Annotated in this window: 15 protein-coding genes and 1 tRNA gene; all 16 read left to right on the forward strand. The window is 55.6% G+C overall.

Annotation, left to right across the window (positions count from 1 at the left end; genetic code table 11):
- Positions 1–27: 27 nt before the first annotated feature.
- The 16 genes from W02_RS15050 (at position 28) to W02_RS15125 (ending at position 17041) form a co-directional block, all read left to right on the forward strand.
- On the forward strand, positions 28–657 hold the full coding sequence (locus W02_RS15050) for a phospholipid-binding protein MlaC (protein ID WP_173049114.1): 630 nt from the start codon (positions 28–30) through the stop codon (positions 655–657).
- 27 nt (positions 658–684) lie between these two features.
- Positions 685–1887, forward strand: a complete 1203-nt coding sequence (locus tag W02_RS15055) for a BamA/TamA family outer membrane protein (protein ID WP_173049117.1) — start codon at positions 685–687, stop codon at positions 1885–1887.
- Positions 1832–2920, forward strand: a complete 1089-nt coding sequence (locus tag W02_RS15060; RefSeq protein WP_173049119.1) for a DUF3187 family protein — start codon at positions 1832–1834, stop codon at positions 2918–2920. The genes W02_RS15055 and W02_RS15060 overlap by 56 nt, the downstream gene beginning before the upstream one ends.
- Before the next feature lie 157 nt (positions 2921–3077).
- Positions 3078–5021: a 1-deoxy-D-xylulose-5-phosphate synthase gene (dxs, locus tag W02_RS15065; RefSeq protein WP_173049121.1), complete on the forward strand. Its 1944-nt coding sequence runs from the start codon at positions 3078–3080 to the stop codon at positions 5019–5021.
- 10 nt (positions 5022–5031) lie between these two features.
- Positions 5032–6213 (forward strand): flavodoxin-dependent (E)-4-hydroxy-3-methylbut-2-enyl-diphosphate synthase, encoded by a 1182-nt coding sequence (gene ispG / locus W02_RS15070; RefSeq protein ID WP_173049123.1) that lies wholly within the window; start codon positions 5032–5034, stop codon positions 6211–6213.
- 75 nt (positions 6214–6288) lie between these two features.
- Positions 6289–6363, forward strand: a tRNA-Cys gene (locus tag W02_RS15075).
- A gap of 228 nt (positions 6364–6591) precedes the next feature.
- Positions 6592–7608: an adenosyl-hopene transferase HpnH gene (hpnH, locus tag W02_RS15080; protein WP_173049125.1), complete on the forward strand. Its 1017-nt coding sequence runs from the start codon at positions 6592–6594 to the stop codon at positions 7606–7608.
- A gap of 1 nt (position 7609) precedes the next feature.
- Positions 7610–8005: a hypothetical protein gene (locus tag W02_RS15085; RefSeq protein ID WP_173049127.1), complete on the forward strand. Its 396-nt coding sequence runs from the start codon at positions 7610–7612 to the stop codon at positions 8003–8005.
- A gap of 308 nt (positions 8006–8313) precedes the next feature.
- Entirely contained in the window at positions 8314–8784 is a 471-nt protein-coding gene (locus W02_RS15090) for a hypothetical protein (protein ID WP_173049129.1), read from the forward strand.
- A 200-nt stretch (positions 8785–8984) separates the two neighbouring features.
- The gene (locus W02_RS15095; protein ID WP_173049131.1) at positions 8985–9491 is read left to right on the forward strand and encodes a c-type cytochrome; all 507 of its coding nucleotides are present in this window, start codon (positions 8985–8987) and stop codon (positions 9489–9491) included.
- A 53-nt stretch (positions 9492–9544) separates the two neighbouring features.
- On the forward strand, positions 9545–11248 hold the full coding sequence (locus W02_RS15100; RefSeq protein WP_173049134.1) for a cytochrome ubiquinol oxidase subunit I: 1704 nt from the start codon (positions 9545–9547) through the stop codon (positions 11246–11248).
- 58 nt (positions 11249–11306) lie between these two features.
- On the forward strand, positions 11307–12113 hold the full coding sequence (locus tag W02_RS15105; protein ID WP_173049136.1) for a cytochrome c: 807 nt from the start codon (positions 11307–11309) through the stop codon (positions 12111–12113).
- A gap of 1 nt (position 12114) precedes the next feature.
- Positions 12115–13047: a ubiquinol-cytochrome c reductase iron-sulfur subunit gene (locus W02_RS15110; protein ID WP_173049138.1), complete on the forward strand. Its 933-nt coding sequence runs from the start codon at positions 12115–12117 to the stop codon at positions 13045–13047.
- On the forward strand, positions 13048–14160 hold the full coding sequence (locus tag W02_RS15115; RefSeq protein ID WP_173049140.1) for a cytochrome bc complex cytochrome b subunit: 1113 nt from the start codon (positions 13048–13050) through the stop codon (positions 14158–14160).
- Between the two features lie 47 nt (positions 14161–14207).
- A complete protein-coding gene (locus W02_RS15120) occupies positions 14208–15167 on the forward strand; it encodes a hypothetical protein (RefSeq protein WP_173049142.1) in 960 nt (319 codons plus the stop codon).
- Positions 15168–15193: 26 nt separating this feature from the next.
- Entirely contained in the window at positions 15194–17041 is a 1848-nt protein-coding gene (locus W02_RS15125) for a cytochrome ubiquinol oxidase subunit I (protein ID WP_173049144.1), read from the forward strand.
- The last annotated feature ends 53 nt before the right edge of the window (positions 17042–17094 follow it).

Consider the following 17094-nt stretch of genomic DNA (forward strand, 5'->3'; position numbering starts at 1 on the left):
CGGGAGAGTGATGTTATGACAGGATTTGTGAGAACACCGAGGAAGGTAGCCGTCGGAATCGTGGCCTGTGTGTTCCTGTGGGCGGGAGGCCTGCTCGTGCATCCGGTCGACGTGGCGCATGCCGGTGATGCCACCGATGCGATGAAGTCAACCATCGACGAAGTCCTCAAGGTTCTGAGAGACAAGGAACTCAAGCAGCCTCCAAAAGCTGACGAACGGCGACAATTGCTGGAGAAGGTGGTTGGGGAACGGTTTGATTATCCAGAGATGTCCCGGCGTTCGCTGGGAGCGGCTTGGACGAATCTAAACGACAAAGAACGGGATGAATTCGTCGGGCTGTTCAGAACGTTACTGGTCAATACCTATGCCGATAAGATCGAGTCGTATTCCGGTGAAGGTGTCCAATATCTCAGCGAGCGGACTGAGAAGGAGTATGCCGAGGTCAGGACAAAAGTCCTGACGGGGAAAACGGAAATTCCTCTCGATTACCGGCTGCTGCACAAGGCATCGGCCTGGCGCGTCTATGATGTCGTGGTCGACGGAGTCAGCCTCGTCAACAATTATCGCGGACAATTTGCAAAGATTCTACGCAGTGGAACCTTTGCCGACCTCGTTGATCAACTCCGCAAGAAATCCGATAAAATTAAAGCCCCATAACGCGATCGCTTACCCGAACGAGTGCTCATGACGAGCCTGCGCGGCATCGGTGCCATTTTCGCATGCCTGCTTGCGGGCGCCGGCATGCTCTGGGGTGCCGCCGCGCGGGCGGACACGCAAATCTTCCCCATTCCATCCGCTTCCACCTCCCGCAATGACGGAAATGACGTGGGATTGATCGTTCCCATTTTGATGACGGACCCGGACGGCGAATTGAAATATCTGCTGGCTCCAATGCTCATCAAGAACTCGATCGTCGGGACGAGAGGGACATTGAATGTGTTCCGATACGATTCAGGCGGACGGCAGATGCAATTCATCGGCTCGTTCACGGAAAGAATTGAACGCAAGATCATGTTCAACTATACCGATCCGGCATTCAGCAATGGACGCTACTTTCTGAATTTTGGAGGAGCGTTTTTCAAGAACGCGACCGCCAGATTTTTCGGCATCGGGCAGGCGACTCCGGAATCCAACGAGACGAATTATACTGACCGCGAGGCGAGAGCCAACTGGCGGTTTGGCATCTATGCCAACGAGGTGACGCAGATCTCCGTCAGCCAGCGATTCCGTCAGGTCAGCCTGCAAGAGGGCGCGACCGATTTGCCGTTTACCGTGGACCGGTTTCCAACCGTCGATGGCGTGACGGGTGAGTCCCTCATTTTCGGAAATCGCGCCACCTTTCACTATGATACGCGCAACAATCTCGTTTCTCCGACAGACGGAATGGCGATCACCGCGTACGCTGAGATCAATCAGAACATTCGTAACGGGGATCATCCGGTATATTCACGCTATGAGTTGGAGGTGAAGAAGCTGTTTCCCAGCGAATCCAAACGGGCCATATTAGTGATGCGCGCGGACATTCAAGCTACGCTGGGGACACAGGTTCCGTTTTTTGAACAGAGTTCGTTGGGAGGTCAGAACAACCTCCGCGGGTACGGCGTGGACCGCTTTATCGATAAAAACCTGGTCGCCGTGAGCATTGAAGAACGCATTCACATTGCACGAACCAAGCTCGCGGGCGTGACAGCCGATTTCGAAATCGCACCGTTTCTCGATACCGGCCAGGTGTTTAATGATTTCAAGGACGTCAGTTTCAAAGATTATCGGATGACCCCGGGGATGGGATTCCGCGGAATTGTGCGCCCGAACATGGTGGGCCGCATCGATTATGGATATAGTAAAGAAGGCGGCGCCATATTCGCTGGTCTCGATTTCCCATATTGAAATTGTGCGCCTTCGTATCGCAGTTGCTCTCCGCCGTGCCCTGCCTGTCATTCTGGTTGCGGCCCATCTTGCTTTTCCGATTCCACTGTGTGCCGAAGGATTCGGCCCGTTCCCGGTAAGGAATTTCAACCCACTCGATCAATTGGTCCTGAACATGCCGGGCGACCGTGCATCGGTGGTGAAGAAGGGGACCCTGGATATCCGCCTCGAAGTCGCGAATACCGCCGTCATCTATCGGGAGGAAAATCCGCAGGCCAGCGCCACGATCAAGTTCGAGACATTGCGAAGCGGGCTCTTTCTCCGCTATGGAGTCCATGATCGGTTCGAAATTGCCATTGAAATTCCCGGATACTACCGATATCAAGGATTTATGGATGGACCGATCAAGACCGTTGAACGACTCACAACCGGACTGTCTCCGGCCCGGAGCGCTCTTGGAGACATGTCCTACGTCTACAACATTTCTCGCGGGGGACAGACCGTAGTCAGCGGAAGGGAAGGAGCTGCAGGGTTGGGAGACACGACGCTCATGAGCAAGTATCAGGTGCTCCCGGAGACGTCGGTATGGCCGGCGCTTTCGATTCGCACGGCCATCAAACTGCCGACTGGTAACGAAGGAGAATTTTTTGGAAGCGGAAGTCCAGATTTTGGAATCGGGCTGGCTTCGGAAAAATCGCTGGGCGGTCGGTGGATTCTTTACGCCAACCTGAACGGGGTCTTTCCGACGGGGCGGATCGGCGGCATGCCGTTACAACCCACCTTCACGGGAATCGCCGCTGCTGAATATCTTTGGACCGAGGCGTTGTCTCTGACCATTCAATTTGACTATTATTCCCCTCCTTTCCACGGAATCGGGCTTCGTACACTCGACCGCGGTGTGACGGAAGTGGCTGCCGGGTTCGGCTACCGTATGGCGTCACACTGGTTGTGGCAACTGTACGCTATCGAAAATGTTGACTTCATCACGGGGAGCGCTCCCGATTTCACCGTCTCCACACTGATCACCTATAGGTTTGGGTTGTGGTCCGACTGAGTATTCATACTCAGGCCTAACATGCCTAAGCGCTTGACAACATAGGCATCTTGTGTGAAACTACGTCTGCCATCATACGCCGCATGTCTGCTTCGCCACACCTTGGTTTACTCAGCCTGTAAATCAGGCAACGGTTACTCGCAAAGGAGCTTCCAACATGTCAATTTTGAAGACTATCCATAGCCCGGCGGACTTAAAGAAGGTCCCTGCTTCTAAATTTCCAGCCCTATGTCAGGAAATCCGTGAGCAGATCATCGGGGTTGTCTCCAATGTAGGAGGCCATCTGGCGTCCAATCTTGGCGTGGTCGAATTGACGGTCGCGCTTCATTATCTGCTGGATACACCTCAGGATAAAATTGTTTGGGATACAAGTAACCAGGCCTACACGCACAAGCTGTTGACCGGGCGACGGGAGCAGTTTCATACACTCCGGCAGTATGGAGGGTTAAGCGGGTTCTGTAAACGTGAAGAAAGCACGTACGATACGTTCAACGCGGGCCACGCAGGGACCGGGGTCTCGGCAGCTTATGGCATGGTGGAAGCCAGAGAGCAGTTAGGGCAGAACCACAAAGTCGTCTGCATCGTTGGTGACGGGGCCATGACTGCTGGGATGACTCTGGAGGGACTGCACCACGCAGGAGGATTGGCAAAAGATTTTCTGGTGATATTGAACGATAACCAGATGTCGATTTCGAAGAATGTCGGAGCGATTTCCTCGTATCTTAACCGGACGTTCACCGGTGAGTTCTATACGAAGATGCGGGAAGAAACCGGACAACTGTTGGCGAAGATCCCTCACATTGGTCAGGATGTCCAGAAGCTGGCTCGGCGTGCGGAGGAGCTTGCCAGGGGAGCGATTCTCCCCGGACTGTTGTTTGAGGAGCTCGGTTTCCGTTATGCGGGACCGATCGACGGGCACAATTTCGAGCATCTCCTCCCGACCCTGGAAAACGCGTTGAAGATGAAGGGGCCGGTCCTGCTTCACGTCATTACGAAAAAGGGGTTGGGGTATGAGCCCGCAGTCCAAAACCCCGTCTGGTTTCATGCTTGTCCCGCATTCGTCCAGGAGACCGGCGCTCCCGCAAAGAAAGCCGCACGCCCCTCCTACACTCAAATGGCCATCGAGTCTTTGGTCAAGCTGGCACGGGAAGACAAACGGATCGTGGCGATCACTGCCGCGATGTGTGAGGGGACGGGGCTGAATGCATTTGAAAAGGAATTTCCAGACCGCCTGTACGACGTAGGCATTGCCGAGCAGCATGCCGTCACCTTTGCTGCAGGGCTTGCGACGCAAGGCATGCGGCCGGTTGTGGCGATGTATGCCACATTCCTGCAGCGCGCCTATGACCAGGTGGTGCACGACGTGGCCACCCAGAATTTACCCGTGACCTTTTGCATCGACCGCGGCGGTTTGGTGGCCGAAGATGGCACGACCCATCATGGTGCCTTCGATTATGCCTACCTAAGGCATATGCCCAATATGGTCATCATGGCACCCAAGGACGAGAATGAACTTCAGCATATGCTCAAGACGTGCGTCACATACGATGGGCCGGCTTCGGTGCGTTATCCCCGCGGAGTGAGCCTGGGGGTCGAAATGGATCGCGTCCCGACCGCTCTCCCAGTCGGCAAAGGAGAACTGCTGCGAGATGGTCATGAAGTGGCCATCATGGCTATCGGAGTTCCTGTCTGGCATGCGGTGAAAGCTGCCGAACGGCTTAGTGCCGAAGGCATTTCGACGGCGGTCATTAATGCCCGGTTCGTGAAGCCTCTCGACAAGGATCTCATCGTGAGCATTGCCAAGAAGGTACGGTATGTTGTGACGGTCGAAGAAGGCTGCAAAATGGGAGGATTTGGGTCAGCGGTTCTCGAAACCTTGTCGGATGCCGGAGTCGGGGGACTCAAGACCAAAATCCTCGGACTTCCCGATTGGTATATCGAGCAGGGTCCGCAAGACCTCCTCCGCGAACGGTATGGGTTGACGCCGGAAGGTATCTACAACAGTGTGAAAGAGCTCGTGGGGGATGGCGCGGTTTCGCTGCAGGATGGAATGCCGTCGATGGCAGGACATCTTCCTCACGGGGATGAACAAGGAAGTTAGCCTCACGCTCATGCATATTACACGACGGAAAACGAGGCAAATCACGGTCGGAAAGATCAAGGTCGGCGGGGATGCCCCCGTGTCGGTCCAGTCGATGTGTTCGACGGACACTCGCGATATCGCCGCCACGATCGAGCAGATCCACCAACTCGAGACCGCCGGCTGCGAGGTTATTCGTGTTGCTGTTCCGGACGAAGATGCTGCAGCGGCTCTGCCGAAGATCAAGGCCGCGATGGCAGTGCCGCTGATTGCGGACATTCATTTTGATCACCGGCTCGCGCTGAAGGCCGCAGCCGTCGTGGATTGTGTCCGGATTAACCCTGGCAATATCGGCGCCTGGTGGAAGGTGGAAGAAGTCATCAAGGCTGTGAATGATCACGGGATCCCGATTCGGGTCGGCGTCAACGGCGGATCGCTTGAACGGCCTCTGTTGGACAAATACGGTTGGCCGTCGCCGGAGGCATTGGCTGAGTCGGCGCTGAACGCCGTGCATGCGTTGGAGGACGTCGGTTTTACCAACATGAAGGTGTCCCTCAAAGCCTCTGACGTCCACCATGCGATCGATGCCTATTGGTTGTTTGCGCATCAGTCGAACTATCCCTTGCACATCGGAATCACTGAAGCGGGTACCGCGATGACCGGAGCCGTCAAATCGTCCATGGGGCTCGGTTTTCTCTTGTCGCAAGGAATTGGAGATACACTCAGGGTCTCGCTCGCCGCCGATCCGGTTGAAGAAGTGAAAGTCGGATTCGAAATCCTCAAGTCCCTTGAGCTTCGCCATAGGGGCATCAATGTGATTGCCTGTCCTACATGCGGACGAGTCGAGATCGATGTCGTGCGAATGGCCAACGAATTGGAAAAGAAGCTTGGCCACATCAAAACTCCGCTCAACGTATCGGTGCTCGGCTGCGTCGTCAACGGCATCGGTGAAGGGAAAGAAGCCGATATCGGGATCGCGGGCGGGGAAGGAAAAGGAATTCTCTTCAAGAAAGGCAAACTCGTTCGCAAGGTGCCGATGGAAGAACTCATGGATACGCTCATTCAGGAAGTGGAGTCGCTTGCCAAGGAAAAAGAAGCCGAAGGTAACGGCGAAGTCGTCGAGCGTGCGGATGAGGGCTGGGAACCCCTCATCGCCGGATCAGATCAACCCTCCACGCTCGGGAAAGAAATTCCCGTTCTTCCCAACCGCTAGACCGGTCCATCCTGGTAGCTACCGCCATGCGCGAAAGTTGAGATGCCGAAACCAGGCCCGTTATAATGGCTGCGTGGCGCCGTACCCAAGTGGTAAGGGAGCAGTCTGCAAAACTGCGATGCAGCGGTTCGAACCCGCTCGGCGCCTCCATTCCAGCTTTTTCCGAGATTGACTATCGCTCCGCTTCTTTTGTCGTAGGTCGACGTATTGAGGGCAGCATAAAGTATCCCTAAGGGCGGCTGTTGTGTTGGTGGACTTACGAGGTGTGCGAAATTGACCCTCCTCTGAGGGAATGTTAAAATCTCGCACGTTAGGATTCCTCGATCGTATCACACGCTGCAGCGCCTCGTATAAAAGCGCACTACGGAGGAGAGTGGAATGGGTGTTCCCCTTTCGCAAATGGTTACCGTGTCAAAGTACGTGCTGACTCAAAGACTCCGCGGCGTGGCGCGCTATCCCCTCGTATTGATGCTGGAGCCTCTTTTCCGGTGTAATCTTGCCTGCGCGGGGTGTGGCAAGATTCAGTATCCGGACCATGTTCTCGACAAGCGATTGACTCCCGATCAATGCTGGGCCGCCGCGGAGGAATGCGGGGCTCCGATCGTCAGTATTCCAGGAGGGGAGCCCCTGATTCATCCGGAAATCGCGAAGATCGTCGAAGGACTCGTGGCGCAAAAACGATACGTGTACCTGTGCACCAATGCGATCCTGCTTGAGCGAAAACTTGACGAGTACAAACCCTCGAAGTTCCTCACGTTCAGTGTCCACATGGATGGACTCAAGCCCGAGCATGATCTGGCCGTGTGTCGGGACGGGGTCTACGATGTCGCAGTCAAGGCGATCAAGGCTGCTCTCAAGCGGGGCCATCGCGTGACGACCAATACGACTCTCTTCGACGATGCCAACCCCGAACGAGTCAGAAAGTTCTTCGACGAGATGATGAAACTCGGGGTCGAGGGCATGATGATTTCCCCCGGCTACAGTTACCAGAAGGCGCCGGACCAACAGCATTTTTTGAAACGATCGAGGACTCGAGAGTTGTTCTCGCGAATTCTGAGCAAGCCCGAACGCGGCTGGCAATTCAATCAATCGCCGCTGTTTTTGGATTTCCTCATGGGGAACCGGGATTATGAGTGCACACCATGGGGAAACCCGACGTACAATGTATTCGGTTGGCAGAAGCCCTGCTACCTGTTGCAGGAGGGATATGCCAAGACGTTTCGTGAGTTGATGGAAACGACGAAATGGGATCAGTATGGATCTTCCAAGAACGAAAAGTGCGCGGACTGCATGGTGCATTGTGGCTATGAAGCCTCGGCCGTCCAAGATACCTTTGGCACCCTTTCAGGATTCAGCCGCACGGTGAAGCTGACGCTCCTGCCGACCTCCAGATAACATGACCGATACAAAGGATCACAGCGCGGCGGCGGGAGCCGCCTCGCTGGAAGGACGCACGTTTCGTCCGACATCCCCGCAAGAGTTAACGGAAGCTGTCGAACTCGCATTCGATTATCGTGGGGATGTCACCCTGTACACGACGTCTGGCCAATTGATCACAGGGTACATTTTCAACCGCGATGCCACAGGGATCTCCCCCTATCTGGAAATATTTCCTTCCGGCGAATCCGCAGCTTGTCGGATTAACTACAACCAAATTGCCAGTATCGCTTTTACAGGGCAAGACACTGCGTCAGGGAAGTCCTGGGAAGCTTGGATGGCCAAGAAAGAGTCCGAACGACAGGCTGAAACCCGGCGTGTGGCCACCGATGCAGAGTCTCGCGGCCATCTCTAACGTGGATCCTCTGTTCATTGTCGAGCATCATCCCCTCCTCGCGGATTCTAAACCCCATCAATATCCTCAAAATCTGCATTTCTCTAATGCGATGAGGACCTCCTCTCGTTGACAAAGATAGGGTCCTATGTTAGAAGAGCGGCCTCAAAATTGGGTACGCTTGGCCCACGGAATTTCGTTGCCTGGCAGACGTAGCGGAGGCTTCGGGGCACGATAGTCGTCGGTCAGAAGCGGCCCGGGGTGATTTTGTCGTCGCACAGGGGACATTGACATCGTTACGATGGGTTGCAGTGCTTGCGGCGGCTCTCGTGTTTTCGCCTCTCATAGCCGTGGCGACGCACGAGGCCGACCATCGGTTCACTGTCGAAGGTTTTGTCTGTGGTCCTGATGGAAAGGGAAGTGCTGACGCCGATGTCATGGTGAAGGATACCAAGATTTCCTACGGTCAAGTCGTAAAGACCGATGGAAACGGGTATTACAAGGCTACCTTTCACCTGCACAATGACAATCTTGGTGATCCGCTCCTCGTCGAGGCGAACGGACAGCAACAGGAGCAAAAAGTTCAGTTTGATCCCAAGGACCTGGAGTCGGAACGCAAAATTCAGGTCCATTTTGGGCAAGGATGTATTCGCGACGTCGGGGGGCCTCCGGTGTGGGTGTACGCGGGGCTCGGAGTCGGCGTTCTGGCAGTGGCAGGCATCATCGGGAAGAAGATGGTGCGTTCATGGCGGAAACAGGGTCAGAAGAGAGGAAAGTCTCAAGGTAAACGGAAGAAATAACCGAGGCGGATCGTGGGGCTGTTGCGCACCTCGCCGTATCGGTCGGATGACATGGCGGGAACATTGCGCGTGGCTTCAATGGATTCGTGAGAATTGGCGCTTTTGCAGAGGTTGGCATTCACCTTGGCGAAAGCGCTTTTTTTTGGCCGGAAATCATATTTTTTGAAAGCGGTGGGGGAAAGAAAGGAGCTCGAATCCGTATGAAAATCATTCAATGGGCTTTCTTGGCTGGAGTGGGATTGGCGTTTGCCGGCTGTGGTGGAGAGGGCGGCGGTGAAGGACCGATTGTTCCGCCTCCTCCTGCCCCGGCTGAATACGCGGACAAGCACATGCCGGCTGGTTGGTGGGCGGACGCGGCCAAAGTAGAAGAGGGGCGCAAGCTGTTCATCGGTGAAACCAATCCGGACGTGAACTGCGCAAGCTGCCATGGAAAAGATGGCAAGCCGGTCAAGGCCGGTGCGCGGGACTTTCGAAACGGCGAGCGGATGAAGCTATATTCAGATTCCGTGTGGTTCTGGCGTATCTCGGAAGGTGTACCAAACACGAAGATGAAAGCTTGGAAGAGCAAGCTCTCTGATGAAGATCGTTGGAAGCTCGTCCTCTTTGAACGGAGTTTTGGACTCTCCGGCAAGGCCTGGGATGCGGACAAGAAGCAATGGGCTGATGCGGGAACGGTCAAGGTCGCAGCGGCTGAGTCCGTGAAGTAATCGAAGCTGGCGGATCGAACACTCGTGACTGTAGTAGGAGGGCGGCGAGTATTATGAAAACCTGGCAGCGCGGTCTCTTAGCATTGTTTGCGCTCGTGGCGTTGTGGGGAGGCACAGCCTATGCGCAGGCTCCCGGCGCCCCACCGGTTGAGTTTCCCTATACGGGAAACCGGACCGCCGTCTGGATCGTCGCCCAACTGCACATTCTCTTCGCCGGCTTTATTCTGGGCGCCCCGATCTTCGTCGTGATTTCCGAATGGCTCGGCTATCGGAAGCAGGATCCCCGGTACGACAGGTTGGCGAAGGAAGTCACCAAGGTAACCGTCATTTTGTACAGTATGACGGCGCTGACGGGTGGGCTGTTTATCTTTGTCCTCCTGGCCACCTATCCGCAATTCACGACGTGGCTCATCAATCACTTCTTCATCGTGTTTGCAGTCATCTACCCGCTGCTCTTCATCGGGGAGACATTCGTCCTGTACATGTATTTCTACACCTGGGATGCGTGGAAGGGGAATAAGAAAGCCCGTCATATCGCGCTCGGTGTGCTGTTGAACCTGATTGGAACGATTACGCTGTTCGTGATCGACGGGCCGACCTCGTTCATGAACACCCCCGTCAAAGCGGAGGGCATTTCGCCGCAAGAATTTCTTGCGACGGCCACGATCTGGGACAAGATTTTCAATTACAGCTGGATGCCTCTCAACTTGCACCGTCTTGTCGGGAATGTGACGTTCGGAGGATTCGTCGCCGGCCTCATCGCCGCCTACATGTACATGGGGGCGGACAAAGAGGAAGAGCGTTCCTACTATGACTGGATGGGGTTCGTCGGCAATCTAATCGGTGTCGGTGCGCTGTTGTTCCTTCCTTTCATGGGCTACCTCCTTGCCTACGAACTCTGTGACTATGACGCCTCCATCTGTCCGTATATGATGGCCGATCAGCTCTCGATGTTCTTTGAAATGCAGGGCGCCATGATCGGACTCATCTTTTTGGCCAGCAACTATTACATCTGGTTGAGCATGAAGCGGATCGAAGGCGTCGAGAAAGTCCGTATGACCATTCTCGCGCCTATCGTCATGATTGCGCTGCCTCTGATCATGACCAAAGTCCTCACCGACTATCCGGCCCCGGATCCAACGTCGCTCGTCTTCTTGCTCCCGCTCCTCTTAGCGCCTGTCATCCTCGGCAGGTTCATTCCTGTGACAGTTTCCGCCCGCACCGTCATCAAAGTGGGATTCTTGATGGTCGTGGTCGGCAACGCCATCTGGATGACTCCCCACGGCTTTGTGCCAACGGGAGCGAAGCTCGTCGCCGAGCTGGAGTTGCCGTCCGACTGGAATTTTCTGGCCCTGATGCCGGCGAAAAACTCCGCAGCGTTCACGCTGGTGTTTGTCACCGTCGTCAATTATGTGATTTATAACCGGGCCATCAGCCAGGGGACCATTGTTTGGGGACGAATCGATTTCGTCTCACAGTTCGTCCTGATCTTCCTTGCATTCAGCGCGATTTGGACCATGGGATTGATGGGCGCCGTGCGCTCGCTCCTGCGGAAGTACTTCCATACATATAACCTGTTGCCCGATTTCACGGCGGAATCATTCACGCCGACATTATCCTATTCGGCCTGGTGGATTACTGCCATCACCGTCGTCTTTTACGGCGTCGTCAGCTTTGCGATTTTGGTCACCTTACGGGCATCACATCCCAAAGACCACGTTCCGGAAGGGAGCCCCGTTCCTGCCGGAGCCAAGTAGTCGCCGTATGATATGAATGGTTGGTGAGTAGACTTGAGCATTACGCACGAGGAGTTTTATGGGTAAGGCAATGTTGAAGATCGTCACGGGTTTGGTCATCGGTGTCGTGCTGTGGGTCGTCACAATGGCACTGGAATTCCCGCCGGTGTTCCGCTGGCTGTTTTTTGGCTATGCCATGCTGGGGACCGTCGTGTTTTTGATTCTCGACGCGCCGAATCTGAAGCCGATGAGCGGGGTCAAGGCGGTCGGGGCATTGCTGGTCTTTTACGCCGTCATGTGTACGGTCTACATCGCCGGAGCTTCATTGTGGCCGCAGTACGATCCGGAAGACGAAAAGGGAAAGATCGACAAAATCCTCAAGCCCAAACGCGCTGCGACTGAGCAAGGGAAGGCCGACGAGTTGATCGCCCGTGCCAAGGCGCTCGATGAGCAGGCCAAGGCATTGGCGGAACGGATCAAGGCGCTGGGCGGCGATCAAGCTTCCGGTGCTCAGGCGGCCGGGGGGCCGGGGGCCCCGCCCTCAACGACGGGTGCGGCCGGTGGCGATATTCTCAAAATCGGTGAAGATCAGTGGCAACTGCAAGAATGTTACAACTGCCACAAGCTCAAGGGTGAAGGTGGAAAGAAGCGGGGTCCCGAGCTCGACAATATCGGCAGCTACCTGACCGTCGACGATATCAAGCAGAAAATTCTCGATCCGAAAAGCTGGATGGCCGAAGGATTCGAGAAGGAGTTTGAAAAAGGCAAAATGCCGGACAAGTACAAGGACCTCATGGAAGAGAAGGACGTGGTGGCTCTTGCCACCTGGCTCGTGACCTTCAAGGATACGTCGGTGAACACGCCGAAACCCATCAAGAAAAAATAGCATGCAGCCACAACTCAAATCCAAAGTTCGGTGTACGGATCGTGAAATCGGTGAAGTGACGAAGGTCGTCGTCGATCCGCTCTCGCACGAAATCAGCCACATCGTCGTCTCCATGAACGGAAGCGGCGAGCGTCAGGTCGCCATGGCTTCTGTCCGTCATGTGACGGAGGGAACGGTGGAACTGGGGACGGCTTCGACGGACGTGTTGTCGCTTCCCCCGTTCAAGCGTGACGATTACGTCACCACGCACGAAGTCGAAATCGCCCATCTCGAGGAAAAAGTGCATGTGACCCCCGGCGAAGTGCTGGTGCCATTCCCCGAGCTGGAGAAGAACGTCAAGCGCCGGACGTTCTTCATGAACTTCACCCATGCCATCGGCTTCCTCATTGGGTTGCCCATCGCCTTCCCGATCCTTCGGTACCTCATGAAGCCGATGTATGTGCCGTTCGACAACAGTTGGCTCAAGATCGGTAATGTCGGCAAGATCAAACAAAACGATATCGGTGTCCAGTTCAAATACAAGCGCAAAGTCAAAGAAGCGTACATGCCGGAAGCCGAAATCGAAAAAAACGTCTGGATACTGAAAGCCACGCCGGCCGTACTTGAACAGGTGTATCAAGGCAAGGACATGGAGTTCCGGAATGCGTCGGGTTTGCCCGTCTGGACCAATAAGAAAGACATTCCCTACGTCGCGTTTTCCGGCAAATGTCCTCATCTCGGGTGTGGATACAAGTGGCGGCAGCATAAGGTGCTCGGTCAGGTGTTTCTCTGTCCATGCCATTTGAGCATCTACGATGCTGCGGGAAAAGTACTCGACGGCCCGGCTCCGCGACCGCTCGATTCGTTGCCGATCAAAGTGTCGGCCGGCGGAGACGTCGAAATCATCGACATGGAATTCAAGGCGGGCACCAAAGCCCAGATCCGGATCATCTAGATGGAACATTCGTCGATTCCAAGCACCCAGCCGACCGTCATCGAAAAGGTGGTGGCCTTTATTGACGAGCGGGTTGGCCTGAAGCAGATGCAGGCGAAGATGTTGAATGAGCCGGTCCCTGGGGGATCTCGCTGGGCCTACGTCTTCGGCTCGGTCCTGCTCTTCATCTTCATCATGCAGGCGCTGACCGGCATCTTGTTGATGTTCTACTACGTGCCGACTGCGGATCACGCCTATGCCAGCACGCAGTACATCATCCACGATGTGGACTATGGGTGGTTCCTGCTGAGTTATCACTTTTGGGGTTCAACCGCCATGGTCGTCTGCGTATTTGCCCATATGTCTCAGGTGTTTCTCTGGGGGGCATACAAAGCTCCCCGTGAAATGATCTGGCTTGTCGGCCTGGCATTATTCGGGGTCGTGATGGGATTCGGTTTCACCGGCTATTTGCTCCCCTGGGATCAGCGCGCCTATTGGGCCACGACGGTAGGCGTCGAAATCATGGACAAGACGCCGGTTCTGGGCGACTTCATGGCCCGCTTCCTCAAGGGCGGTCCCACGCCGGGCCAGATGACGCTGAGCCGGTTCTTCGTCATCCATGTCATGATCTTGCCGGCCGCCTTGATGGGGCTGGCAGGCTTGCACCTCTTCCTCTTCCGGGCGGCGGGACCGGCCGGTCCGTTCCGTGGCTCCGTTGAAGAGATCAAGGCCAAGACGGATTACTTTTTCCCGCGTCAGATCTGGAAGGATATCGTCGGCATGGCCGTCGTGTTCGCGAGCATCTGCGCGCTCGCGTTCTGGGAGCCGGTCGTGCTCCTGGAGGAAGCAACGCCGGATCCCGGCGACTATCATCCGGAACCGGAATGGTACTTCCTTTTCCTGTTCCAGCTGCTGCGGCTGAAGATTTTTTCTGGGGAGTTCGGTCAGTTCCTGGGCGCCATTGCCGTGCCGGGTGCATTCATGGCGTTGCTCGCGGCTTTGCCGTTCATCGATCGGGATCCCGAACGAAACATTTTCAAACGTCCGATCGCGCTGATCGGATGGATCGTCGTGATGGTCACCATTTTATTGTTTACCGTATCCGCAATCATCAACCGGGAATTCTTGGACTGAGGACGCCGCGCCGTGCGCCACAACCCATGACCGACGAACGGGATTCCATGTCGCCAACAAAAATCGGATTGCAGGTACTTTGGTCCACCTTCTGGACGGGGCTGCCGATCAAGCTGGCAGTTGCCGTGCTGTTTTTAGCGATGGGCATCATGCATTTCGAAGGACGGCTCGGCCTGGCGTTTTTGATGCTCCTTGCGAGCCCGGTCACCGTCTTCGCTCTCCCGGTGATCAGCGCGGCATTTGACTCTCATCTCGGTGAAGGCGCCGGGATTGCGCTCCTCTTCCTTATCTCTATCCCGGTCGACATCTGGGCATTTGGGGTGGTGAGCAGGACGTTTTTTCTGGAGAAGTTCAGGAAAAATCCGCCGGACGGCCTTGGCTTGACGCTCTGGTGGAAGTCGGCCGTTGCCGGGGCGATTTTCCTCCCGATTCTGTGGTTCCTGGTCGGTACCGTGACATCGGCTTCGATCTCCATGTCCCACAGTTTGCTGGACATGGACATGTTGAAGGCCATTCCAGTCGCCGAGCGGATCAGCATCGAGCTCACCATTTGGGGGATGATCTCGACCACCGTACTATTGATTCTCCTCCTGATCGGCGTGTCAATCGTTGGACGCATCATTCGCAGCAAGGCAGCCACGGCCGGCCCGGCTCCGGAGAACTACCAAGGCATCGTGACCCGCTGGGACCTCATGCGTGTGCCTGCCGACCAAACCTTGATGCTGACGGCCATGACGGGGGCAGGTGTGGCGCTGTCGTTGTTGTTCTGGTCGGTGCTTCCTGTCACGACTCCACATCCTCACGAGTGCTGCAAGAAAGAGGAAGTGAAAGCGCGTCCGGCCATCAGGCCCCTCGAATCCTTGAACAAGGACGAGAAGCTGATTGCCCAGCTGACCGCGCAACTGGATGCGCTTGAAAAGCAAAAAGCCGAGTCGGACAAAGACAAGACCAAGGGCAAACAGAAAGCGTCCAAAGAGACGGCGTCTCCAATTCAGAAGAAACCGTAACTCAAGAGATCAATGAGGTGAGTGCCATGCGACACCAGGGCGGAATGATTCAGCGGCTGCTCCGAGCCCTCGATGGTCCCGGCAGATGGCTTCCGGGTCTGTTGCTTGGCGCTGGGATTCTCGCGCTTCCCTCTCTGGGGTTTGCGGCAGAAGGGACCCAGGCCGGTCCGACCGAATATCGCGACATTCCGGGGATCGGCAGCCGGAATCTCGTCTGGATCATCGCACAACTCCATCTGCTGCTGGCGGGATTCGTGCTGGGCGTTCCAATTTTCGCCTGGCTCTGCGAAGTCGTGGGCTGGAAGGGTGGGGAGAAACGGTATGACAAACTCGCCAAGGAGTTCACGAAGCTTCTGACGTCCGCCTATGCCACGACCGCATTGTTCGGCGGCATTCTCCTGTTTCTCCTGATCGCGTTTTACCCCAAACTCATGAATTATCTGACGGATATTTTTTTCCCGTCGTTCATTTTCTATTGCATCCTCTTCCTGCTTGAGACGGCTACACTCTATCTCTACTGGTACGGGTGGGATGCGATGCAGGACGGCAACAAGAAGACCTTCCACATCTTCTTGGGCTTTCTCCTGAACTTTTTTGCCTTCTTTATCATGATCGTGCCGAACTCCTGGGCCACGTTCCAGGCCAGTCCGGTCGTGATCGCGGAGGGCACAGACCTCCAGCGAGCCTGGGCGGCGACCTGGAATCCCACCTGGTGGCCCGTCAACATCCACCGGTTGATCGCCAACGTCGTGCTGGGCGGATACATTTGCGGCGCCTATGCGGGCATCCGATATCTGTCGGCGAGAAATGCAGAAGAGCGGGACCATTATGACTGGATGGGATACGTCGGCAATTTTATCGGCGTCTTCGGTCTACTCCCGCTCCCGTTCGCCGGCTACTGGTTGATGCGCGAAATCTATCAGTACAATCAGCAGATGGGCATCACCCTGATGGGCGGATTCCTCTCCTGGCTCTTCATCCTGCAGGCCATGCTGATCGGCGTGTTGTTCCTCGGGTCCAATTATTATTTCTGGCTCGGGATCACGCATCGCATTCCGGGCTCCGAAATGAAATATCGCAAACCGATCATGACCATGCTGATCATCCTGCTTCTGTGTCTGGGAGTGTGGATGACGCCGCACTCGCTCGTCGCCAGCCTGGAGGAAGCGAGAAAGATGGGCGGGACGCACCATCCCCTGCTCGGGGTGTTCGGAGTCATGTCCGCCAAGATGACAGTGGCCAACCTCATGATTCTCGTCACGTTTATGAGCTTCATCATGTATTGGCGCGCGGGCAAACAGGAAACCGCCACGTGGGCCAAGGTGGCCAGGTCAGTCATGGGCGGAGTGCTTGTGCTTGCAGGTATCGCCGTGATCGTACTGGGTGTGTGGGGCTATTTCGTTCCGGCCATCATCCGCATCAATTATTTCTCGACCTCGCAGGTGCTCATCGTACTGTTCGTCATGCTGACGATCACGCCACTGACGGCACTTCTGCTCAAGAGCGCGAAGACGACCACGGAGATGGTGTGGGGACGGATGCCGCCACGGGCCGGTTATGCGCTTGTATTGAATTCCGTCATGGTCATTCTTTTGATGACGCTGATGGGCTATGCGCGTTCGTCGTCACGAGTTCATTGGCACATCTACGGTGTCATGCGAGACTCGTCGCAGTATGCTTTTTCACCGGCGCTCGGATATGCGGCCGCCTTCATGGCGTTGAATACGTTTCTCTTCTGCATGCTCGTGGCATTTATCTTCTGGGTCGCGACGATGGGTGACAAGGCCAAAGGCGGTCATACGAGTGACAAGGCTGAGCTGCCCCACGGCATTCCCGCCATGGCCGGCGGGGCGCCCGATCGTGACCGAGCATGAACATTTCATCGTTCGATTATTTCTGCGTGATCGGGCCGGCTGATTGAGCCGGC

This window comes from Nitrospira sp. KM1 (assembly GCF_011405515.1).
Lineage (GTDB): Bacteria > Nitrospirota > Nitrospiria > Nitrospirales > Nitrospiraceae > Nitrospira_C.